At 44.0% G+C, this 22704-nt stretch carries 24 protein-coding genes; 7 read left to right on the forward strand and 17 right to left on the reverse strand.

The features are described from left to right. Window positions 1-90: 90 nt before the first annotated feature. From DSM107010_RS07520 to DSM107010_RS07545, 6 genes are all read right to left on the reverse strand, one after another. Window positions 91-1659 (reverse strand): ferredoxin--nitrite reductase, encoded by a 1569-nt coding sequence (locus DSM107010_RS07520; protein ID WP_127022700.1) that lies wholly within the window; start codon window positions 1657-1659, stop codon window positions 91-93. A gap of 248 nt (window positions 1660-1907) precedes the next feature. Next, the gene (locus tag DSM107010_RS07525; RefSeq protein ID WP_106167449.1) at window positions 1908-3089 is read right to left on the reverse strand and encodes a hybrid sensor histidine kinase/response regulator; all 1182 of its coding nucleotides are present in this window, start codon (window positions 3087-3089) and stop codon (window positions 1908-1910) included. A gap of 204 nt (window positions 3090-3293) precedes the next feature. After that, window positions 3294-3749, reverse strand: coding sequence for a response regulator (locus DSM107010_RS07530; RefSeq protein WP_106167448.1), 456 nt, complete (start codon window positions 3747-3749; stop codon window positions 3294-3296). Then, window positions 3694-6003: a sensor histidine kinase gene (locus tag DSM107010_RS07535; protein ID WP_106167447.1), complete on the reverse strand. Its 2310-nt coding sequence runs from the start codon at window positions 6001-6003 to the stop codon at window positions 3694-3696. The genes DSM107010_RS07530 and DSM107010_RS07535 overlap by 56 nt, the downstream gene beginning before the upstream one ends. Window positions 6004-6597: 594 nt before the next feature. Then, window positions 6598-7704, reverse strand: coding sequence for a Gfo/Idh/MocA family protein (locus tag DSM107010_RS07540; protein WP_106167446.1), 1107 nt, complete (start codon window positions 7702-7704; stop codon window positions 6598-6600). Window positions 7705-7797: 93 nt separating this feature from the next. Beyond that, the gene (locus DSM107010_RS07545; RefSeq protein WP_015157297.1) at window positions 7798-8604 is read right to left on the reverse strand and encodes a response regulator transcription factor; all 807 of its coding nucleotides are present in this window, start codon (window positions 8602-8604) and stop codon (window positions 7798-7800) included. 529 nt (window positions 8605-9133) lie between these two features. Between DSM107010_RS07545 and DSM107010_RS07550 the strand changes: the two genes are divergently transcribed. Continuing rightward, window positions 9134-9385 (forward strand): DUF6761 family protein, encoded by a 252-nt coding sequence (locus DSM107010_RS07550; RefSeq protein ID WP_015157298.1) that lies wholly within the window; start codon window positions 9134-9136, stop codon window positions 9383-9385. Window positions 9386-9622: 237 nt separating this feature from the next. Here DSM107010_RS07550 and grxD read toward each other — a convergent pair whose 3' ends face one another. The 6 genes from grxD to grxC all read right to left on the reverse strand — a co-directional run bounded on the left by grxD (window position 9623) and on the right by grxC (window position 13062). Then, window positions 9623-9946, reverse strand: coding sequence for a Grx4 family monothiol glutaredoxin (gene grxD / locus DSM107010_RS07555; protein ID WP_015157299.1), 324 nt, complete (start codon window positions 9944-9946; stop codon window positions 9623-9625). 65 nt (window positions 9947-10011) lie between these two features. Beyond that, window positions 10012-10272, reverse strand: a complete 261-nt coding sequence (locus DSM107010_RS07560) for a BolA family protein (RefSeq protein ID WP_015157300.1) — start codon at window positions 10270-10272, stop codon at window positions 10012-10014. A gap of 71 nt (window positions 10273-10343) precedes the next feature. Continuing rightward, entirely contained in the window at window positions 10344-11000 is a 657-nt protein-coding gene (locus tag DSM107010_RS07565; protein WP_015157301.1) for a hypothetical protein, read from the reverse strand. Between the two features lie 244 nt (window positions 11001-11244). Then, window positions 11245-12027, reverse strand: coding sequence for a lysophospholipid acyltransferase family protein (locus tag DSM107010_RS07570; protein ID WP_106167445.1), 783 nt, complete (start codon window positions 12025-12027; stop codon window positions 11245-11247). 129 nt (window positions 12028-12156) lie between these two features. After that, entirely contained in the window at window positions 12157-12660 is a 504-nt protein-coding gene (gene tadA, locus DSM107010_RS07575) for a tRNA adenosine(34) deaminase TadA (RefSeq protein WP_106167444.1), read from the reverse strand. A 90-nt stretch (window positions 12661-12750) separates the two neighbouring features. After that, complete coding sequence (gene grxC / locus DSM107010_RS07580) at window positions 12751-13062, reverse strand: glutaredoxin 3 (protein WP_015157304.1); 312 nt, start codon at window positions 13060-13062, stop codon at window positions 12751-12753. A gap of 248 nt (window positions 13063-13310) precedes the next feature. On the opposite strand from grxC, the gene DSM107010_RS07585 reads away from it, so the two are divergent. The 6 genes from DSM107010_RS07585 (at window position 13311) to DSM107010_RS07610 (ending at window position 18423) form a co-directional block, all read left to right on the forward strand. After that, window positions 13311-13955, forward strand: a complete 645-nt coding sequence (locus tag DSM107010_RS07585) for a beta-carboxysome protein CcmP (protein WP_015157305.1) — start codon at window positions 13311-13313, stop codon at window positions 13953-13955. Between the two features lie 5 nt (window positions 13956-13960). Then, on the forward strand, window positions 13961-14812 hold the full coding sequence (locus DSM107010_RS07590) for a pentapeptide repeat-containing protein (RefSeq protein ID WP_106167443.1): 852 nt from the start codon (window positions 13961-13963) through the stop codon (window positions 14810-14812). Between the two features lie 357 nt (window positions 14813-15169). Continuing rightward, the gene (glpX, locus tag DSM107010_RS07595; RefSeq protein ID WP_015157307.1) at window positions 15170-16207 is read left to right on the forward strand and encodes a class II fructose-bisphosphatase; all 1038 of its coding nucleotides are present in this window, start codon (window positions 15170-15172) and stop codon (window positions 16205-16207) included. A 117-nt stretch (window positions 16208-16324) separates the two neighbouring features. Next, window positions 16325-17611, forward strand: coding sequence for a glutamyl-tRNA reductase (locus tag DSM107010_RS07600; protein ID WP_015157308.1), 1287 nt, complete (start codon window positions 16325-16327; stop codon window positions 17609-17611). 168 nt (window positions 17612-17779) lie between these two features. Then, window positions 17780-18073, forward strand: coding sequence for a nucleotidyltransferase family protein (locus tag DSM107010_RS07605; protein WP_015157309.1), 294 nt, complete (start codon window positions 17780-17782; stop codon window positions 18071-18073). Then, on the forward strand, window positions 18070-18423 hold the full coding sequence (locus DSM107010_RS07610) for a HepT-like ribonuclease domain-containing protein (RefSeq protein ID WP_015157310.1): 354 nt from the start codon (window positions 18070-18072) through the stop codon (window positions 18421-18423). Before DSM107010_RS07605 ends, DSM107010_RS07610 begins: the two co-directional genes overlap by 4 nt. Before the next feature lie 157 nt (window positions 18424-18580). Here DSM107010_RS07610 and DSM107010_RS07615 read toward each other — a convergent pair whose 3' ends face one another. The 5 genes from DSM107010_RS07615 to DSM107010_RS07635 form a co-directional block, all read right to left on the reverse strand. Beyond that, on the reverse strand, window positions 18581-18784 hold the full coding sequence (locus tag DSM107010_RS07615) for a hypothetical protein (RefSeq protein WP_015157311.1): 204 nt from the start codon (window positions 18782-18784) through the stop codon (window positions 18581-18583). After that, complete coding sequence (locus DSM107010_RS07620) at window positions 18781-19293, reverse strand: hypothetical protein (protein ID WP_106167978.1); 513 nt, start codon at window positions 19291-19293, stop codon at window positions 18781-18783. Before DSM107010_RS07620 ends, DSM107010_RS07615 begins: the two co-directional genes overlap by 4 nt. 232 nt (window positions 19294-19525) lie before the next feature. Beyond that, complete coding sequence (locus DSM107010_RS07625) at window positions 19526-19831, reverse strand: RNA recognition motif domain-containing protein (protein WP_106167977.1); 306 nt, start codon at window positions 19829-19831, stop codon at window positions 19526-19528. 190 nt (window positions 19832-20021) lie between these two features. Then, the gene (recQ, locus tag DSM107010_RS07630) at window positions 20022-22148 is read right to left on the reverse strand and encodes a DNA helicase RecQ (RefSeq protein WP_106167976.1); all 2127 of its coding nucleotides are present in this window, start codon (window positions 22146-22148) and stop codon (window positions 20022-20024) included. Between the two features lie 23 nt (window positions 22149-22171). Further along, complete coding sequence (locus tag DSM107010_RS07635; protein WP_106167979.1) at window positions 22172-22519, reverse strand: DUF433 domain-containing protein; 348 nt, start codon at window positions 22517-22519, stop codon at window positions 22172-22174. Between the last annotated feature and the right edge of the window lie 185 nt (window positions 22520-22704).

Raw genomic sequence — 22704 nt, forward strand, 5'->3', positions numbered from 1 at the left:
GCGCCCCTACATATGAATTAACCAAAGTCCCCTTTTTAAGGGGGGTTGGGGGGATCTAAAGTCCCCCTTTTTAAGGGGGGTTGGGGGGATCTAACCTACCAATGCTTCCTCTTTAATTTTTGCCCCAAAATGTTCGACCAATAAGTCCCGCACCACTGATTTTAAATCTTCACAGGCAACCCGTTTCATCACCTCTTTACCTAAGTGGGCATCCTTACCAACCTTGCCACCCATCCATATATCTACTGCCTCCACCGTGCGATCGTCTTTGCGCGTTTTCGTGCCGATAAAACCAATATCTGCAACTTGAGGTTGACCGCAGGAATTCGGGCAACCAGTCCAATGAATTCGCACTGGTTGAGTTAAGATTAACTCTTGTTCGAGTTCCTTAACTATTGCTAAAGCGCGGTTTTTAGTTTCAATAATGGCAAAACCGCAAAACTCATTTCCAGTACAAGAAACTAAGCCTCGATTTAAAATTCCTGGCTCAATTGTAAAACGCTCTTTTAGCAGAGGTTCGGCTAAAAATGCACTCAAACGTGTATCGGGAATATGGGGAATAATTAAATTTTGCTCGACGGTGAGGCGAATTTCTCCATTGCCGTAAACCTCTGCCATTCGCGCCAGTTCAAACATTTCATTTGCATACAAGCGACCGACAGGAACGTGCAATCCGACATAATTTAATCCTGTTTGTTTTTGGGGATAAACTCCAATATGGTCGCGTTTTTCCCAGTCAATTTCATCTTTTTCTGCGGCTGTAGCTAGCGGTTTACCGAACCGTTGTTCTACCTCAGCGCGAAACTTTTCTATTCCCCATTGGTTAATTAGATGCATCATGCGGCACTTCTGGCGGTTTTCCCTCGGTCCATTTTCGCGATAGACCATCATCATCGCCAAAGTTAAAGCAACCACATCTTCGGGAGGAATCCAAGCATCAAGGGGAATCGCCGATACATATTGATTGGGGGCAAAATAACCACCGACAATGATGTTAAAGCCTAGTGTCCCGTTTTTATATGCTGGAAGCAAGCCGAGGTCGTTAATTTCGGCGTGAACCGAGTTATCGCGACCACCAGCCACAGCTATGTTAAATTTTCGGGGTAAATCGCTCAGTTCGAGATTGCCTTCACCGTTGTTAGTAATGGCATCTTGGAGAATGCGGCACAATCCGCGCGTGTCAATGAGTTCGTTGGCATCGATACCTGCAACAGGGGAACCCGTAATGTTCCGCACGTTGTCCATCCCTGACTGGACGCAGGTTAGACCAGCTTGTGCTAATAGGTTGATAATGTTAGCAATATCCTCGATGCGGATGCCGCGTAGTTGTAAGTTTTGGCGCGTGGTAATGTCTGCGTTACCCTGGTCTTGAAATCCCGCACCTTGACAGTAGCGTTGCACGATGTCTGCAAGTACTCGCATTTGAGTACTGGTTAAGATGCCGTTGGGTATCCGCATCCGCATCATAAACTTACCAGGAGTCACTGGACGATGGAAGAAACCCAACCACTTAAGTCCGAAATCTCGCTCGAACTCGTCCATTGCTTCCCAGCCAATCTGGGCAAAGTGTGCTAGTTCTTGTTTGAGTAATAAGGGATGTTTCTTAGCTTTGGCTTGTTCGACTTTGTTTAATTTCTGTTTTTTAACTGCTTGTGTCATCGATCTAGCCTACGAGAGTTACTTTACAGCAAGTGCGATCGCAATTTCCGCGTCAGATCGGGTTGTGCGGCAAAATCCTTTTGATGCTAGATTATTCGGCTTTGGTGAATGGGTTCGTAGGCTTTGTTACCAATACTCTAATTTCGTGCTGGTTCTCTACCTATGGAATTAGTACATCTATCTACAGAGTTATTTTTTTGAATATGTTATTAGTTGTTAAATTCTATTGCGAACGAGCGCGATCGCATTTAGCTCGCTACAAAGACTAAGGGCAGAATGACAGTAAATGTAGTCCCTACACCAACTTCACTCTCTACGAAAATTTCACCATTGCAAGCCTCAATACACTTTTTGGCGATCGCAAGTCCTAAGCCAGTACCAGGATTGCTCCCGACGTTGCTAGCACGGTGGAAGGGTTGAAATAGCTGTTGTAAATCTGCTTTGGGAATACCAATTCCCCAATCTTGAATCTGAAAAGTTACTATTTCCGGTCGAGCAATTAAATTAAACCGTACTCTACTACCTGCGAGTGAATATTTAATTGCATTGCTGAGTAAATTACCTAAAATATGCCGCAGCAAATTTTCATCCCATAATGCTGCTTCTACTTGCCCCTGACAAGTGAAAATCAGATCGATCTGTTTCTTAGCTGCACTCAGTTCTAGTTCTGCAATAAGTTCTTGGCAAAATTCTTCAATATCTAAATAGGCAAGTTGACATTGTAGTTGTCCTGCCTCAGCTTTACCTGCTAAAGACACTTCGTCCAATATTTGCGCCATATTTTTAATTGCAGCATTAATATGTTGAAAATGAGTCAGTTTTTGCTTTTGAGTTAATTTTTCGTCGCTATTCTGTAGCAATCCAGTTGCTAAGAGAATAGTTGTCAGCGGGCTGCGAAAATCATGCGACAGCATTGAAACAAATTCAGATTTGAATCGATTGAGTTGCTTCTCTTTATCTAACTCAACTGCACTTTCTTGTACTTGGGTTGCTAAGGCTTGATTCTTGGCTTGTAAAGCTGATGCTGCCTGCTTGCGCTCGATCGCGTAACATAGCGATCGCACCAACAATTTAGCATCGATCTGCCGTTTAACTAAATAGTCTTGCGCCCCCTGGCGCACTGCCTCAATTGCCAATTCGTCATCGTTCGTATTCGTGAGAACGACTATCGGTAAGTTAGGGGCTTGTTGCAGCAAGAGAGGTAAAGATGCCAACCCTTGGCTATCTGGTAGAGTCAAATCTAATAAAACTGCATGGTAAGGATGTGAAGATATTAATCCTTTCTGGAGTTCTGCTAGGGCATCTCCCAAGCGTTTGACGTGTACCAAATGAAAGTGCCTGAGATTGGCTTGCCGCAAAATCTCTTGTAAAAATCTAGCTTCTGCCAAACTATCTTCAATTAACAAGACTTTTACTAAACTGACAAGCATAGCTTTCTGGTTTTTCCCCTCCTTTAGTAGCAATAATTGTTTGGGCTAAATACTAACTATGCTCCTACATTAGCAATTATGTGCTTGAAATCCGAGATCTCGATCCCCCCTAACCCCCTTAAAAAGGGGGGAAATAGCTCCTTTGTTTAAGTAAATTTGCTTCCAGAAGCCTCTGTGTAACTTTTTCTTAGCCCCCTTTTTAACTCAGTTGGGAGATCGTGATGGCAGCGTAACGGTAGAGAGCCAAAACTCTTCAATTCCTTTGACAATTTGAAACAATTGGCTGAGATTGCGAGATTTGGTGATGTAGCAATTGACGTGTAAAGCGTAGCTATGGGCGATATCCTCGTCATTCCGAGAAGTCGTGAGGACGACAACGGGAATGCTTTTGAGTTGAGGATCGGCTTTAATTTCTGCCAAGACTTCTCGCCCGTCCTTTTTGGGTAAGTTGAGATCCAGCAGAATTAAATCGGGGCGAGGTGCATTTACAAACTCGCCCTCTTGACGCAAAAATGCGATCGCGTTGACTCCATCCCGCACCGACATCACTTGATGCGGTACGGAACTATTTTTTAACGCCTCTTCAATTAAACGGACATCGGCTCTATTGTCCTCTACCAAAAAGATCGTTTTGTGCTTTGCGTCCGTTTCTCCGCTCACGATCGCGCCCTCCTACGGGTAGCGTAAAATAAAATGTTGCCCCAGCCCCAAGTTGCGACTCCACCCAAATTCGTCCTCGGTGACACTCGACAATCTTTTTACAGATTGCTAAACCCATTCCCGTACCTGGATATTCGTCTCGTGGGTGCAAGCGTTGGAAGATCACAAAGATGCGATCGCTAAATTGTGGTTCAATACCCATTCCATTATCTCGTACTGCAAACAGCCACTCATCTTCTTCTTGACGCTGTGCCGAGATGTGAATTTCTAGTGGTTTGTCACTGCGGAATTTAATTGCATTACCAATCAAATTTTGAAACAGTTGCATCAATTGGGTGCTATCTGCCATGACAGTTGGTAATGGATCGCGGCTAATTTTCGCCCCACTTTCGGTAATGCGTTGTCTTAAATTACCTAAAGCACGGTCTAAAGCCGTATCAACTTCCGTCAGTTCAAACTCAACTCCCTGCATTTCTACTTTAGAATACGCCAGCACATCATCGATCAGCGTTTGCATTAAGCTGACTCCCTCGACAGCAAAGTTAATAAATTCCTTCGCGTCTGCATCAAGTTGCGATTGATAGCGCATTTCTAGCAACTGGACGTAATTTGCTACCTGATTTAGCGGTTCTTGTAAGTCATGAGAAGCAACGTAAGCAAATTTTTTCAATTCAGCGTTCGATCTTTCCAAATCAGCTGCTAATTGTGCTAATTCGTCAGCTTGGCGCAGTACGATATTGACAATTGCTTTTCTTAGTTCCAGCGCGGCTTTAATTTCTACTTGTTTCCAAGGTAAAGAGGTGAGACTGACTGTTTCTTGCCATAATTGGAAAGATTTGCGCGGACACAATCGCAGTCCATTCTCTTGATTCAATTCGTAAGCATTATGAGGATCGCCGCCCCAATTTACTGTTTGAATCACTTCGGGACGGAACCATAATACGTAATTGCGCTTAGAAATTGGAATTGCTAATAAACCACTAGCAACATGTTTGAATCTTTCTGCATCGGGATAAACTTGCGCTAAAGAATCTGTGTAGAACACTTCTTCTTGAACGTTATTTTTCAGCCACTGAACTAAGAAATTTAAGTCTTCTGCTACGGGAGTTTTACCAATTGTCGTGCAAGTATTGCCAAAACAAATTGCTGCACCTTGAGCATCAGCTAAGTTGAGAAGGTTTGGTTTGTGTTTAATCAAACCATCAACAAAGTTCTCTTCTTGAGACATATATTCGACTAAAGCTGACTGCACGTAAGCCAACTGTCGCCGATAGGCAAAATCTTCCGTTTCTTCCCTAGAAGCAATTTCAGAAAAGACCATCCGTCCCAAAAATTCGCACGCTTTGCGTAATTCGTAAGAAACATACATGGGTGTTTGATGGTGACAAGCAATTAAACCCCAAAGTTTTTGGTCTTTAATTAACGAGATCGTCAGCGAAGCACCTACACCCATATTGTGTAAATATTCAAAATGACAAGCTGCGGCACTTCTAAGAATGGAATTCGTCAGTTCTGTAGGTTCTTTGCTAATTGGATTAATTGCTGGTACGAGGGTTACAGGTTCGCAGCGACTATCAGGAATTAAACGAATCCAATTAGATGCAAATAGTTTTCTGGCTGGTCTGGGAATATCAGATTCAGGAAAGTGTAGTCCCAAATATGGTTCCATGCTATCGAGTTTTTCTTCAGCAATGACAGAACCATGTCCGTCGTTATCGAATTTATACAACATGACGCGATCGAAGCCAGTCACGTTGCGAACTTCTTGGACGATAATTTGACAGAACTCTCTGAGATTTGAAGTTTCTTCTAAGCGATTAATAGATGCTCTAGCTAAGTGGTAAAAACTGAGAAAAGGAATATTTTCTTGGGCTAGCGCTGGTTCTAATTCTAAAATTAGAAATCCTTCTATATTGCGGTGAAATACGCCATCAAATACAGAATATTCATCGCCTTTCTTTCGTACCCATAACTTAACGGGATTGATGATATCGAGATCTTCTGTTGCGGTTAAGCCAGTCTGAATTCTTTCTAACTGAAAAAGATCGATAAATTCTGATAAAGGTCTTTGTAACATTTGTTCGGCAGCAATTCCGAACGTAGCGATCGCATTACTACTAATTTGTAAAATAGTCAGATCCGGTTCTGCTAAAACAATTAAAATTCCATGCGGTTGAATCTGATTAAAAGTATGAATTGCTGGTTCTTTTAAACGGGTGATATCGATACCTTGAGCTTGAAAATCGATGACCATATTACTTCTCCTAAGTTGATGACGGGAGCAGCAATAGAGATGCGATCGCTCTTTTGATTTTTTGGCGATCGACCATCTTGGTATTATCTCAATGTCGCTCCCGTGATGTGTGAAAAAATACGTCTGCTCTGTCAGTAACGCAAAGCTCTCGGAGATCCCCCAACTCCCTTAAAAAGGGGGCTTTGTTCCCTCTTGTTTAATGAGACTTTATTCCCCCCTTAAAAAGGGGGCTAGGGGGGATCTTGTTTTAACCGAAAAGTATTAAACCCACCTCTACAATTCAATCTTTATTCTTCAGGGAAGTGTATCATGTTCGACAAAACAAAACTCTGCGCGATCGCGTTTTGTATCTTAATTAATGTGAGCTAATTTTGCAGGAATATAAACTTTTTATAAAAAATTCAATTTAAATAAATTTTTCGTTACAAATACCTTCGTAATGTAAGGGTGGGTTTACTTATATTGTGGTATGAAAGTTTCCCGTGTAGAGACGTTACATGTAACGTCTCTACACGGACAATTGATTTCACGATTCATCTAGGTTGCTATATATATGGAAACAATTTAATTATGAATCGATGTAGATAGTTACCTTTAGCCTCTGGTGAGATATTTATCTAAATCTGGTACGTCTACCCAACTGCGTTGTTGGTGAGAAGCATGGCTGAGATCCATTAACAATTGCGAGTAAACACCTTCGCGAATGGAAGGAATTAGGGATTCTCCGCTATCAATTCCTTGCACCCATTGATTAACCACGCGAATAAATGGAGCGATGCGTCCGTCTGTATAAGTTTTGTCAAATCCCAACCGCATGGGAATTTCCAATTCTACTGGCGGTTGTCCGGCGGAAGCACCCCAGAGGTGAAAGCCGTGGACGTAATCTTTTTGATTTTGACTGCACAATACTAAAGTACCGCGATCGCCATACACTTCTACTGAGTGCGTGCGATTTGCATACACTGCCGAACTAATATTAATTTGGCAAGGCGTACCGTCTGCCAGCTCTAGCATCAGCATACAGGTGTCATCAGCATCTACTAGCTTCATTTCCCCCGTCAGAGGATCGAGCCGTTGAGGAATGCTAGTACTGAGCTGGGCGCACAGTTTTTGCACTGCACCAAACAACCAATTCATGTAATCAAAAGTATGGGAAGCTAGCGCCCCCAAAGCCCCACCACCCATATCTTTACGAGAATACCAATTCCAGGGGCGGGAAGCATCGGCGCGACTGGGAACCAACCAATCAATTTTAATCAGCCGTTTCTCACCCACATAATCTTCCGCTAGTAATTCAGCTAACCTTTGCCATGCGGGAACGAAGCGATATTCAAAATCTAGAGTCACGACGAGATTGTTAGCTTTGGCTATATGGTACAGTTCTCGCGCTCCTGTAGCTGAGAGCGTGGTGGGTTTTTCTAATAACAGGTGCTTACCTGCTTGCAGTACTGTTTTTGCCATTTCGTAATGTAGAAACGGCGGGGTAGAGATGCTAACTGCTTGGACTTCTGGTAGAGCGACAATTTCTTCTAGCGCAGAACTCGCATGGGGAATATTATGAGTTTGAGCGATCGCCTGAGCTTTGTCGCGATCGCGGTGATACACTGCTACAACCTGCGTCCGAGGATGAGCCTTAAACCCAGGTAAATGAACTTTTTGTCCAAATCCCGTTCCGACTACCGCCACACCAATTGAAGACATAACCCAATCTCATGCCACTGCTCTTTCTTATTGTGCGACAGATAGGCAGTGTAGAGACGTTACATGTAACGTCTCTACACTGCTTTTGACTTACTAGTAAAACACTTCTGACTTTTGACTTGTGACTTCTGACTTCTCCCTCGTTTCTTCTAAAGTCGAGTGGTGATTTGCGGTTTGGCGTTGGGAAATGTCGGTTGGCTGTACGCTGTTGGCTTTGAGAATTTCCGCGTTGAAGCGATACCCTACGTTACGTACAGTTTGAATTAAACTCGGTTGGCGCGGATCGATTTCGACTTTTTTCCGCAATGACAAGACGTGAGTATCGATGGTACGGGGATTATCTATAGCATCGGGCCAAGCACGCCGCAGTAATTCGGAGCGGCTGAGGGGTAAACCTCCAGCTTGCGCCAAGACGTAAAGTAAACTAAATTCTTGAGGCGTGAGGTCGATGTATTCACCTTTGAAGTAAACGCGACGCTGGACTAGATCTATTTGCAAAGTGCCGTAGTCCAAGTAAGCTGGTGCGGCTGGCGTGCGTTGACGGCGAATCAGCGCTTCGATTCGCGCCAAAAATTCCTGCATCCCAAAGGGTTTGCACAAGTAATCGTCTGCTCCTGCTTTTAAGCCAGTGACAATATCCGCTTCGGTGTTGCGGGCAGATAGCATCAGAATCAGTGGTTGCTGCTGTTGCTGTAGCCAACGGCAAAACTCTGTCCCGTCACCATCAGCTAATTCAGCATCGAGGATCACTAGTGTGGGTTGGCGCGTTAAAAATACGTCTCGCGCTTGATAGAGACTAGCTGCTTGATATACTCGATAGCCTACCTGTTGTAAGTGCCAACTGAGTAGCGATCGCAGATGTGGATTTCCCTCTACAATTTCTATACAAACCGAGGTCACAGGTGCAAGATTCCTTTTATACGTGACTCTCAAGGTATCAAAGCCTGTGTCAAGCTTTTGTAACAGCTGCTACCTCAGGATCAACTCTCTAGCAGTCTTGACGAGAGAACAGACATCGGCTAGTATATCTTTCTAAAACTAAACTTAAAAAAACTTAATATTTTGAGACTCGAGCGGTCGCTCAAGCATCTAACATAAAATTGGTCAAGAATGACACGCAGGAAAAATCGCCCTAGAGATACAAACTTTTTGGTATCAATTTGGTCTATGATGAAATAAATGAGACAAAAATTATATACAGTACAGTCATTGTTCGACTATTAGTTAGTATAGAGGACTCAAGATAAAATCGACTTGCTAAAACTGAATACACTCTTACTAAGAAGAAATTCATAATTTCTATGTCGCTAGTAAGCGCGATTGCTGCTTGAAAAACTCAGCTTAGAGCAGACAACTTAAAAGTTCTATCCCGGCAAATCCCTTTAAGAAACACATTTTCAAGGCACAATCGATCCCTTCATCTTGCGCTATGTTACAAGATACTCAAACAATTCGCCACTATCAAAAACTGACCGATGCCCTGGTCGAAATGTGGCAAAGAGGCTATCGCACAGACGATTTACGTTTGTATTTAGACGGCTATCTCGCAGCCATGAGGCATTCCAACATCCTCGAACCCTATCTAATTCATCGTTTAGAGGAAGAAGCAACCCGCTTTCTATACGATCCGTATAACTTTGAAATGCCGGTTCAGCCAGAACCAGAATCAGACTACTATTAAGTTATTGTAGATTGGCTCGAAATAGGATTCAGTGGAAAATCAGATCGAAATTTTGAATTTTGAATTAAATTGGGCTTCTTCCGAGCGGGTAAGGTCAAGCTTAGATCGGTCAGCTATTTATGCTGATGCTTAAAATTGGCTAAAAATTGCCAACAATTAAAAATCCACTTTGCCGCAAATGAATAGGGGCATACAACTGTACGCCCCTATACGCATTTCTATCCAAATCGTTAATTGTTAAGAAGCAAGTGCGACTTCTACCATCTGTTGTAACTCGCCACTTTGGTACATTTCAATCAGAATATCAGAGCCGCCCACAAATTGACCGTTAACATAAACTTGAGGAATGGTAGGCCAATTGGAATACTCTTTAATTCCTTGTCGGATTTCAGAGTCTGCTAAAACGTCAACAGTCTCGAAGGGAACTCCCAGAGTGTTAAGAATTTGCACGACATTGTTAGAAAAACCACACTGGGGCATCAATTTATTGCCCTTCATGAAAACCAAGATTTTGTTTTGTTGAACGAGATTATCGAGTCGCTCTTTCAATTCTGGAGTCATAGCTGTTATTCCTAGTCTTGAGGATGAGATATTAGCGCTACCGTAGAATTATGGGAGAAGCCAGCTTACACCACTTGGCTGACAGCTTGCCAAGCTTGGGGTGTGTAAGTCCTTAGTGCTAGGGCATGGATAGCTTCTGATGACATTGCTTGATTGAGGGAACTGTAGACGAGTTGGTGCTGTTGTACTCGTCCCTTACCTTCAAACTGGGAAGAAACGACTACTACTTGGTAATGATCTCCACCCCCAGTCAAGTCTTGTACTTGAACTTGGGCATCTGGGATCGCTACCTTAATCATTTCCTCAACTTGCTGAGGACTAATCATTTCAATTCCTAATTGCTGAACTCTTTTCTAATTTAACTATTTCTAAGGATAGATGAGCGATCGCCCCGGCGCTACTGTTTTGGAGCAGATTGTTCGGCAGGCTTAGCTTCACTCCGTTGCGGCGCATTACCAGTATCGCCAGTACGCGGAAAAGGCGTGTCAACAAATCCTAACTCGAATAGTTGTTGATAGGCTTTTTTGCCCAAATCTCTAGTTGGGTTTTGACTGTTAACAATCTGAACCAGCAGCGGTACGGCAAGTTCTGGCTTGTTTTGCGCTCGATGTACCAATGCCAGTTGGTAAGTCGCATCATCGCGCATTTGGGCAGTATCCAAGGCTTTCTTACGCTGGCTATCGGCAACGCGATTGTCAATACCTTGAAAGTTACCAGCTAGCTGTTGGTAGAAATTAGACATTTGATTGAAAACCTGACGCGCCTCCTGCAACTTTTTCACCGCTGTGTCGTAGTTTTGAGAGGAGATAGCGCTGCTAGCTTCCGACATCAGCCGTTGACCTCCAGCCACGCTCAAAACGCTATTATTCTGGGCAGAAGGTTGAATAATGTTAGGATTTTTTGGATCGATAGGTTGAGCTTGGTTAGGAGTAGCTGGTGCTGGTGGCGTTTGCGCCTGGACGTAAGTTGGGGACAGCAAAGTAATAGCTGCGATCGCCGAAAATAATGTTATGCAGCTATGGTAATGGAAGCGTTGAGTTCCAGCAGAAATCATGGCTTAATTCCGTGCGCTAAAAAACACAAGACCGATTTTGAACTTCGGGTATCTTATCAGGTATCAGTTATCAGTTATCAGGAAGTCGGTGTAGAGCCGTTGCAGGCAACGTCTGTATGGGAAGTCGGGGATAGAAAGCAGTTACTTTCGACTTTTAGCTTTTGACTTTTGACTTTTGACTTTTGACTTTTGACTTTTGACTTTTGACTTTGTTCCCTCGGCGGCGATACCTGAAGCTATTGTTTTAAATAAAAGATTCCTTTCTTTCAGAGTATAGGGAAGGAGCGCTGTCTTGCTCTACGGTTGCTTGCGTCTTACTGCCCAACTGTTTAAGTGCTAGTTCTAAATCTTGTGTCAATTGCTTCGCATCTTTTTTAATCGAACCCGTGCTGTAATCTCCTACTTGGATAGGAGAACCAATACTAATCCTAACCTGAGATCTCCACGGTACGGTGGGAGGATTATAGTAAATACCGAGCGGTAAGATTTTGACACCTAAATTTGGCTGACTTGATTCGGCTTGTAGTGCTAGGCGAGCTAAACCAGGTTGAAGAGAATTCAGCATACACTCGCGATTTTTTTTCAGGTCGCCACCTTCAGGAAAAATGACTAGCATTTCTCCTTGTTGTAGTAATTCTACGCCATGTCTGAGAGTAGCAATAGATGGACGCTTCACATCAACAGCAAACCCTCCGAGATGGCTAATAAACCATCCTTGGATACCCTTCATTTCGTCTATGGACACCATAAAACGCGGATCTCGCCCGGTTGCAACCTTACCCACGATTGCAGGAACCATGAGCGCATCCCAACGAGAACGGTGGGTAGGTGCTACGATGACAGGACCTCCATTCGGCAAGTTTTCCCATCCGCTAACTTCAATCTTGTCAAAATAAAAGGGGAAGACCAAACGCCGTCCGATAGGATAGACTATGGGCGTTAACCAAGGCGAAACGTGAGAGCTTGCAGCCACCTTGGTCTTTTTAGTTGTCCCAATATCAGTGTGCGAGGAATCGAGCTGAATCATGAGGGTGGCGAGTGTGTAAGCGAACGTAAAGTTATATGGCTTTAATTCCACCCTAATTTTTTTTAGTCGCGATCGCTACACATAGGGGACAGTTTTAGCAGTGAACAGTGACCAGTGACCAGTGACCAGTTACTTTTCTCCCCCTACTCCCTGCTCCCTGCTCCCTCTCTTCTGGCGGAACCAATCTTGCAGTTGTTGACGACAGGTAGATTCTAAAATGCCAGCGAGAACGGGGAGACAATGGTAGGAGCAGGCGCTATCGGGAATGTTGGTGACGGTGCGAATAGCTCCAGTTTTCGGATCGTCTGCACCATAGACAAGTAAACCAATTCGTGCTTGGACGATCGCTCCCGCACACATGGGACAAGGTTCTAGGGTAACGTATAGGGTACAGCGATCGAGATGCCAGTTTTGTAAGGTTTTACCAGCTTGGCGCAAAGCAATAATTTCTGCGTGGGCGGTGGGATCGTTGTCTCGTTCGCGCCGATTTTCTGCTTCGGCAATGACGTTACCGTTTGAATCGATAATTATTGCGCCCACGGGAACTTCTCCGGCTTCCCCGGCAATTTGGGCAAGAGCGATCGCCCGTTGCATCCATTGGCGGTGGATGATGTATTCTGGGGCTTCAATCATGTTTCTGCTGTTTTTTGTTCGCACATAGTAGGGGCGCACAGCTGTGCGCCCCTACTACAGCGTGCATCCCTACGAACGTTTCTACAAATATTAGGCTGGCTGAGCGAGGAGAGGATCTAATTTGCCTTCGCTATCTAGTTTGTAAATATCGTCGCAGCCACCGAAATGCTCGTTATTGATGAAGATTTGCGGAACGGTGCGCCGTCCGTTGGCGCGTTCTGCCATTTTATTTCTCGCTACATCATCACCATCAATCTTGTATTCCGTGTAGTTGACACCCTTCCACCACAGTAGTAGTTTGGCGCGGATGCAGTAGGGGCAAGTCTGCCAGGTATAAATCTCAACGTTGGCTTTGACTCGCTCTGGATGACGGTTGAGAATCGGATTGAGGAAATCCAACATAGTTATATTATTGGCAATCTGGGCAGAAATTTACGAACGCGATCGCATATTAATTCTGATTATACTTAACTACAGTCAGCCTACGTGAGAGTTTGGTAATTGGTAATTGGTAATTGGTAATCGGTACTATCTCTCACCTTCACTGTAAGTCTTTAATTATGCCTCTATTGGTATTTTTACTGGCGATCGCTAGAAACTCACAAATGACTAATGACTAATGACCAATGACGAGCTTGGAGATTTAAGTTTTGGGTATTGAATTACGTAGTTATGTATTTATAGACAGCTTACAACCTCAACACGCAGCTTACATGGGAACGGTGGCAGCAGGTTTTTTGCCATTACCAGGTGATGCTTCTCTGTGGATTGAAGTCTCGCCAGGGATTGAGGTGATCCGATTAATGGATATTGCCTTAAAATCTGCTTCTGTGCGTCCAGGGGTGCAGGTTGTAGAACGGCTTTATGGATTGCTAGAAGTCCATTCTAGTCGCCAGGGGGAGACGCGGGCAGCGGGTAAGGCGGTGATGGAAGCAATGGGAGTACGCGAACGAGATTGCCTCAAGCCACAAGTGATGTCGAGTCAGATTATTCGCAATATCGATCCGCACCAAACACAATTGATTAACCGCACCCGCCGAGGACAGATGATTTTGGCAGGACAAACGTTGTATGTATTAGAAGTTCAACCTGCGGCTTATGCAGCTCTAGCCGCAAATCAAGCAGAAAAAGCAGCTTTGATTAATATTCTAGAGATTCAAGCGGTGGGTAGTTTTGGACGGCTTTACCTGGGTGGGGAAGAACGAGATATTATTGCGGGTTCGAGTGCGGCGTTGGCGGCGATGGAAAATGCCCACGGGCGCGAACTTCCTACTGTTGGTGGGCGCAAGGAGTAGCAGGAATGGCAAATCGGGAGCATCTGGCGCTACTGCAACAGGGTGCGGTTACTTGGTTAGAGTGGCGCAAGCAAAACGTGCAGATTGTACCTGACTTGAGCGCGGCTAATTTGTGTGGGGCTAATTTTAGGGGTGCTAATCTTACCAAGGCTAATCTAAAAAGAGCCAATCTCGATCGCGCTAAACTGATTGCAGCTAATTTATATGGGGCTAATCTCAGTGCAGCTAGTTTGTGCGAAGCTGAATTGATTGACGCTAATTTGCAAAAAGCCGAATTAGTTGACGCTCAGTTAATTTCGGCTCAAATGATGGGTGCAGATTTAGCTTATGCCAACCTGATAGGAGCAGATTTGCGGGGTGTCGATTTAAAAGCCGCAGATCTCAGCCATGCTAATTTGACGGCGGCTGAATTTATTGGAGCTACTCTTAGCGAAGCAGACTTGAGCGTGGCGAAATTAAGTCGGGCTAGTCTGGTTTATGCTAATTTAACTGGGGCTAATTTCAGTCATGCTAATTTGAGTAGTGCTAATTTATATGAGGCTGAGGCGATCGCTACTTATTTTTATCGCGCTAATTTATGTCAAGCTAATTTGAGTGAAGCTCATTTTGGTGGGGCGTATTTGTTTGGTGCTGATTTAAGTGCAGCAGAGCTTTATCTGACGGATTTGAGATGGACGAATTTAAGTAAAGTTAATTTTACAAATGCTAATTTAATTAGAGCAGATTTGCGGGGCGCTAATTTGAGTAGGGCTATTTTTATAGGGGCTAATTTAACCGAAGCTAAGTTGGATGGAGCTAATTTGAGTAAGGCGATTTTTCAGGGGGCAATTATGCCTGATGGTAAGGTTCGTCATTAAAATGGGCGATTAAAATCGCAGCTACACAAACTAAGTCCGCACAGGCGGACTAGGCAACAATGGAAGATTTGAAACCTGCGGAGGCAGGTTTTGTCTGTTATAGCCGCGAATTCTATAACAATTGCTAAACCATAAGTACAAAAATACTAAAAGACGGTCAAGAAAATTGAAGTTGCGATCGCCTCCTCAATTCCCTTTTACCCCTTACCCCTTACCCCTTACCCCTCCCTAGCAGCAAAACTTAACAAAACCTGAGTAAATACTTGTAGTCCACGGGGTTACGCCGTTTGGTAGACTTATGTACTGATACAGCCGCAAAACAACAGCAGCAAACAGAGCATTGGGAGGACAGACCGCGTGGAAAATACTCTAGGTTTAGAGATTATTGAAGTTGTAGAACAAGCAGCGATCGCATCTTCCCGTTGGATGGGTAAAGGCGAGAAAAACACTGCTGACCAAGTGGCTGTAGAAGCCATGCGGGAGAGAATGAATAAAATTTACATGCGGGGTCGGATTGTCATCGGTGAAGGCGAACGGGATGAAGCCCCCATGTTATACATTGGCGAAGAAGTCGGGATTTGTACCCGTGCCGATGCCAAAGATTACTGTAACCCAGATGAATTAGTTGAAATTGACATTGCCGTTGACCCTTGTGAAGGGACTAACTTAGTCGCCTACGGACAAAACGGCTCGATGGCTGTGTTGGCGATCGCCGAAAAAGGTGGTTTGTTTGCTGCTCCTGACTTTTACATGAGAAAGCTCGCAGCACCAGCCCCAGCACGCGGTCATGTCGATATTAATAAATCGGCTACCCAAAACCTCAAAATCCTCTCAGAATGCCTCGGACGCGCCGTAGAGGAGCTAGTTGTGGTCGTGATGGATCGCCCTCGCCACAAAGAACTCATTCAAGAAATTCGTCAAGCAGGGGCAAGAGTACGCTTAATTAGCGATGGTGATGTCTCCGCCGCGATCTCCTGCGCTTTCTCGGGAACGAACATTCATGCCTTGATGGGAATTGGCGCAGCTCCGGAAGGCGTGATTTCTGCTGCTGCATTGCGCTGTTTGGGCGGGCATTTCCAAGGACAATTGATCTACGATCCAGAAGTAGTCAAAACTGGTTTGATTGGCGAAAGTAAAGAGGGAAATATTGCCCGTTTGAAAGAAATGGGAATTAATGACCCAGACCGAGTTTACAATGCTGAAGAGTTAGCTTCGGGTCAAACCGTCCTGTTCGCTGCTTGTGGTATTACCCCAGGTACGCTGATGGAAGGTGTCCGCTTCTTCAAAGGTGGAGCCAGAACCCAAAGTTTAGTTATCTCCAGCCAATCTCGCACGGCGCGGTTTGTAGACACGATCCATATGTTTGACGAACCAAAGACACTGCAACTGAAGTAGGAAGAAAAGGGAGCAGGGAGCAGGAGCGATCGAGCAGGGAGAATTCGGAATTCGGAATTAATGAAGAATTCCCTCGCCCCTCACTCCTCACCCCTAGCCCCTCATTTGGGAGGAGACATGAACATTGCGGTTATCGGGTTAAGTCACAAAACAGCCCCAGTAGAAGTTAGGGAAAAGCTGAGTATTCCAGAATCGCAGTTGGAAGGCGCGATCGCTCTTTTGTGTAGCTATCCGCATATTACCGAAGCAGCAATACTTAGCACTTGTAATCGTCTGGAAATTTATATTGTTACTCCAGAAACGGAACAAGGGATTCGAGAAGTGACCCAGTTTTTGGGCGAACATAGCAAATTACCAGTCCGCGATTTAAGACAACATTTATTTATTTTGCTCCACCAAGATGCAGTCATGCACTTGATGCGAGTCTCGGCTGGTTTGGATAGCTTGGTGTTAGGAGAAGGGCAAATCTTAGCTCAGGTAAAACAAACTCACAGTTTAGGACAACAATATAACGGTATCAAACTCATTCTGAATAAGCTGTTTAAACAAGCAATTACGGCTGGCAAACGGGTACGTTCTGAAACTAGTATCGGTACTGGTGCGGTTTCGATTAGTTCTGCGGCAGTAGAATTAGCCCAAATGAAAGTTGCTAATTTGGCTGCTTGCCGAGTGGCGATCGTTGGGGCGGGTAAAATGTCGGAGTTACTCGTCAAACATTTGGTGGCAAAAGGTGCGAGTCAAATTTGTATTTTGAATCGTTCTTTAAAGCGATCGCAAGCTTTAGCTAATCAGTTTCAACATGCAGATTTAAAACTTTGTTTACTATCAGAAATGATGCCAGTGGTGGCAACATCAGATTTGGTATTTACTAGTACCTCGGCTACAGAACCGCTGATCGATCGCGCTAAGCTGGAAATTGCTTTAGAACCAAATCGCCCGTTGATGCTATTTGATATCTCCGTACCGCGTAACGTACATGAAGATGTCAACAATTTAGACAACGTACAAGCGTTTAACGTAGACGATTTAAAGGCTGTGGTGGCTCAAAACCAAGAAAGCCGTCGCAGAATGGCAATGGAAGCTGAAAAGCTGCTGGATGAGGAAGTAGAAACATTTGACGTGTGGTGGCGATCGCTGGAAACTGTTTCTACGATCAGTTGCTTGCGTCATAAAGTCGAAACCATTCGCGAACAAGAGTTAGAAAAAGCTCTATCGCGTTTGGGTTCGGAATTTGCCGAAAAGCACCAAGAAGTAATCGAAGCTTTAACTAGAGGAATCGTAAATAAAATTTTGCACGATCCGATGGTACAGTTGCGATCGCAGCAGGATATTGAAGCGAGGCGGCGTTGTATGCAGACTCTTCAAGTCCTGTTTAATTTGGATGCTGAGGAACAGTTTGGTTAGTTTGTCATTCGTCATTTGTCATTTGTCATTCGTAGGGGCGGGTTCACCAGGAATCTTTGAATAAATACAAGGATCTTTGTCAGCCCGTCCTAACCACAATTTCAGAGCCGGAACAGAGCAGGGTAAGCTAGATTACGTGCTGTGCTTGCCTTGAGGGAGTTAGGCTTTATGAAAACGCTGGAAGAGATTAAGCAGTGGCTTGTACAAAACAAGTCATTGTTGCAGGAACGTTACAAAGTTCGAGAGTTAGGGGTTTTTGGTTCTTACGTTAGGCAAGAACAGACCGAAACTAGCGATGTGGATGTGCTAGTGGAGTTTTTTGAGACACCAAGCTTGTTGAAATTTGTCAATTTAGAGAACTATCTCAGCGATAATCTGGGAGTCAAGGTCGATCTGGTGCATAAGGCTGGTTTAAAACCACGCATTGGAGAGCGGATTTTGGCAGAGGTCGTCTATCTGTGAGTAAGCGGGAAGTTGCAGACTACTTGCAGGATATTTTGGATGCTGTTGCTGCGATCGAGCAGTTTACGACAGGCATTAACTTTGAGGATTTCTCACAAAACCTGGAGAAGGTGTTTGCCGTTTCAAGGGCGATCGAAATTATTGGCGAAGCCGTGAAGCGAATCCCCGATTCAGTGAGAAGCCAATATCCTGATATTCCCTGGCGAGATATTGCTGGAATGCGGGATAAACTGATTCATGATTATTTCAATACGGATATAGAAATTATCTGGAAAGCGGTTCAAGAAGACGTTCCTCAGTTGAAAACAATGATTTCGGAAGTTTTGCGAGATGTAAAAGACTTTTCTTAATAAGATATTGTGTAATCCGATCGGCCAAGTAAGGCAAACGTTATCTTAAGGATGAGAGCCTGTACGATCTAGACAATCCACCAGAACCCGATGTGCTAGCAGCAGAGATCGTTGAAAATTTGGAGACGAGTCTGTAGAGACGTTACATGTAAAGTCTCTACAGGACATCGACAGAAGCATCTTGGTGGAACCGAATCACCCGTGAAAGTGAAAGCCGATTATTCCCAGAAGGGCATACTGTCAGTGCGATGCTACCTTGACCGGAATCTAGTACTTGCTTGACAGTACAAATTTGTCTCTTGCTATTACAATAGGCAACAATGCGATCGCCAATCTGAATGTTTAATGCTTGAATTTTCATTGGACTACCAGAGTATGAGAAGCTTGCTGTCCAGCTTTCTGAGTCCAAATATCACCGGATAATCGTAGATGAGACATCTTGACCTCAAACGGATGTGGTGGTTCTAACGCAAATGAGTTAAAACCTTTTTCATGAGACTGAACCAAGCTAACTATCCAGGGCAGAAAATCTAAGATTTCTTCTGGCAATAGAGTTAACTCGAAGTACCAACGCTGATTCGGTTTTCGATAGTCTTGATGCTGTTTCGTAAATGTAGCTATACCAGCACCTTTATTAATAGCTAACTTCAGCAGAAATGGACGGTTGGGGATTAATTCATCAGGTGATAAGTGGACGTAAATATATACATAGTTTAATCTTTGTTGACGATCTACCCAAGAAGCTATAGAAGGATTACTAGCGGATGAGTTACTGTTAGTAATAATTACTGGAACTCTCATCTCTGTAGCAAAGAGAGAATAAAACTCACGCCTTAATTGAGTAACAATGCGTATTGCTTCTGGAGTCATATTTTAAGTGTTTTTTTACTTAAGTTGCTTTCATTTTTGGCTATTTTGTCAATACTAAGTATGGTGTTTGTAGTTGCGAAAATGCAGTCACTCCAATCTAGCTGTGTTCCTTTGTTATAAAATCAACTAGGCTAGAATTTAGCCAACCTGCTCCGCAAGCTATGTTCAAAAACAAAAGGGCAGACTCCTTGTCTACCCTCAAACCTTAGAGTCAAATTCTTTGTATCAAAGTTTAGTAACGACGAGAGTATCCCCCGTTGTTGCTTCCACGTCTACCATCAGACGAGCCTCTGTCTTCTCTAGGCTTTGCTTTATTCACCTTCATATTCCGCCCCATCCACTCAGCGCCATCGAGGGCATCAATAGCAGTGGTTTCTTCGGCATCTGTATCCATTTCTACGAATGCAAAACCACGCACTCGACCTGTTTCGCGGTCGGTTGGTAATTGAACTCTTTTTACAGAGCCATACTGTGCAAAAGCAGCGCTGAGGTCTTCTGGCGTTACCTCATATGATAAGTTACCTACATAAATTGACATACATTGTCTCCAAAATCAGAAGGTGCAGAGATTCAGATTTCGGAGAGAAGCCTGTTGATTTTAATCACAAACAATACAACCGAATTTCATTGTCTCGTCTATATGCTACCGCATTATGAGATTTTTGGACGATCGCGATCGCCGCGATCGCGATCTCAATGGCGCGCTAGTTGACCTTTTAGAGCCAGCTTCAATTTTTGTCTTTTCGCCAGCGTCCCCTCACCAAGCGGATTTCGTCGTAGGAATAATCCTCACCTAAATATTCTCGAATTGGGGTAAGGGAAATATCACCCAGTTTTTCTAAAGCTTGACAAATTTTAATCTGGCGATCGCGATTCACTAAACGATCTAAATCTACATCTTGATTCTTTTCCACCAAATCTGACAGGTGGCGGATAATTGTTGTCGGGCGCAAATCTCGCTTTTGGGCAATTTCTGCTACGCTTAATCCTTGTTGATATAAATGTAATGTAAATTGTTCGGTGTCAGTTGGTATATTTGAAGTTTGGGTTTGAGTTTGAGTATAAGCCTGAATTTCTATTAAGAACTTTTTGCCATACTGAGCTATTTTATGTGAGGTCACACCCGAAAGTTGGGCAAATTCAGTTAAAGTTTGTGGTTGCTGCAATGCCATCAATTTCAGCGTAGAATCGGCAAAAATGACATAGGGTGGAACTGATTGTTCGTCTGCAATTTCTTTACGCAGCGATCGCAATTTTTGAAATAACATTTCGACTTCAGCCGTTCGTGCTTCTAACGGTTGAGCCGAGAGATTTGGGGTGGTATCGATTGCAATTGAAACTGTCCGCTGTCGCCGCATGACTTCCCAACTTGCAGCATTAAGTTTTAAAACAGAATAACCATCAGTTGTTTGATCTAGTAAACCTTGGTGTAGTAGCGATCGCCCTAACAATCGCCATTCTTCTACAGTTTTATCTTTGCCAATTCCGTAAGTTGAAAGTTTATTATGGTTGTATTGCAAAACTTTTTGATTTTTAGAACCGCGCAAGATATCAATAATGTGATTCATGCCAAATTTCTCTTTGCAGCGCGCCACGCAAGAAAGAAATTTCATCGCCTCGATTGTCCAGTCCACAACTGGTTTAGGTGCAAGACAATTATCGCAACCGCTACATTGTCCGGCAAATCTTTCGCCAAAATAGCCTAAGACAATTGTGCGCCGACAATCTGTCCCTTCAGCAAAATCTATGACCTGACGCAACTGTTGACGGGCAATTCTTTGTTCTTGCAAATCGGTTTTTTGGTCGATTAAATATTCAATTGTTTTGATATCACCGTAACCTAAAAATAGAGTACAACGGGCTGTTTCACCATCTCTTCCCGCCCGTCCCGATTCTTGATAGTAACCTTCAATATTTCGAGGTAAATCGTGATGGATAACGAATCGTACATCAGGTTTATTAATTCCCATCCCAAAGGCGATCGTTGCTACCATAACTCTGACATCATCGCGAATAAAACGGGTTTGATTTTCCGCTCTTTCTGTATCGCTTAAACCTGCATGGTAAGGTAGAGCCGCAATTTTGTCTTGTTGTAACTTAAAGGCAATCTCATCTACTTTACGACGACTGAGACAATAGACAATTCCCGATCCTTCCGATTGACGAATAATTTGTAAAAGTTGGCTGTAACTTTGCTTTTGTTTCGGTTGAACTTCGTAGTAAAGATTAGGGCGGTTGAAACTCGCAATATGAATGCTAGGTTGTGATAATCCTAACTGTTGAATAATATCTTGACGAACTCTATCTGTGGCTGTGGCGGTGAGGGCGAGGGTTGGTACACCAGGGTAACGCTGACGCAACTGTTTTAACTGGCGATATTCGGGGCGAAAGTCGTGTCCCCACTCCGAGACGCAGTGGGCTTCATCGATTGCAAAAGCTGCAATCCCGATTTTCTCGCGAATTAAGTCGAGAAAAGGCAGAAATTTTTCGTTTAACAGGCGTTCTGGGGCGACGTAGAGGAGTTTAGTTTTGCCGCTGAGAATCGCTTGTTCCCGCGATCGCACTTGATGTAAGTTGAGGCTGCTATTGAGAAATGTTGCCCCAATTCCGTTATCTCGCAGCGCCTCCACCTGGTCTTGCATGAGGGCGATCAGGGGGGATACGACTACAGTTAAACCTGGCTGTAACAGGGCTGGCAGCTGAAAGCAGAGAGATTTTCCGCCACCTGTAGGCATGACAATCAGTTGATCCCGATTTTGCAGCGCTTGTTCGACGATTTGTTTTTGTCCAGGGCGGAAGCTATCGTAGCCGAAGTAGTGTTTGAGTGCTGCGTCCAGGGATTGAAACCGAGGCATGGTTGAGGTAGTGTGCGGGATTACTATATTGTATTTTGCCCTAATTCTCGATCGCGCCTTGCCAACAAGCGATCGCGTATTCCCTCTGGACTGAATCGTCTTTCCGCCTCCTGACGTACTTCAGTTGCACGGTGCTGGCGTTCTAAAAGATACGTATCAACTTCGGCTTTATGTCGCAAGTAATAACCAATTATTGAGTAGACATCTGAAAGCTGAAGTGATGGATACTGTTCTACAATTTCTTCTGCCGTAGCACCTTCAAGAAAAGCAGTAACAATTGTATCTAGCGTGACACGAGTTTTACTGACGCGAACAACACCATTCGCATCGGTTACGAGTGGGATAGGTTCATTAACAAGAGTAAGTGACATTTTGGTGTCTAAATTATGAGTAATATCAGGATGAGCGATCGCCACCTTAAATCCTATCAGGCAAATCCTAGTTATTCATAGCTGAAGAATTGCTGACAGCGATCGCAGCCTACCCATTTCCCGCAGATTCTTAATATCTTGTTCAAAATCTTCTACATCATAATGAACTGGAATCTGACGACTAT

The organism is Chroococcidiopsis cubana SAG 39.79, assembly GCF_003991895.1.
Taxonomy (GTDB): domain Bacteria; phylum Cyanobacteriota; class Cyanobacteriia; order Cyanobacteriales; family Chroococcidiopsidaceae; genus Chroococcidiopsis; species Chroococcidiopsis thermalis.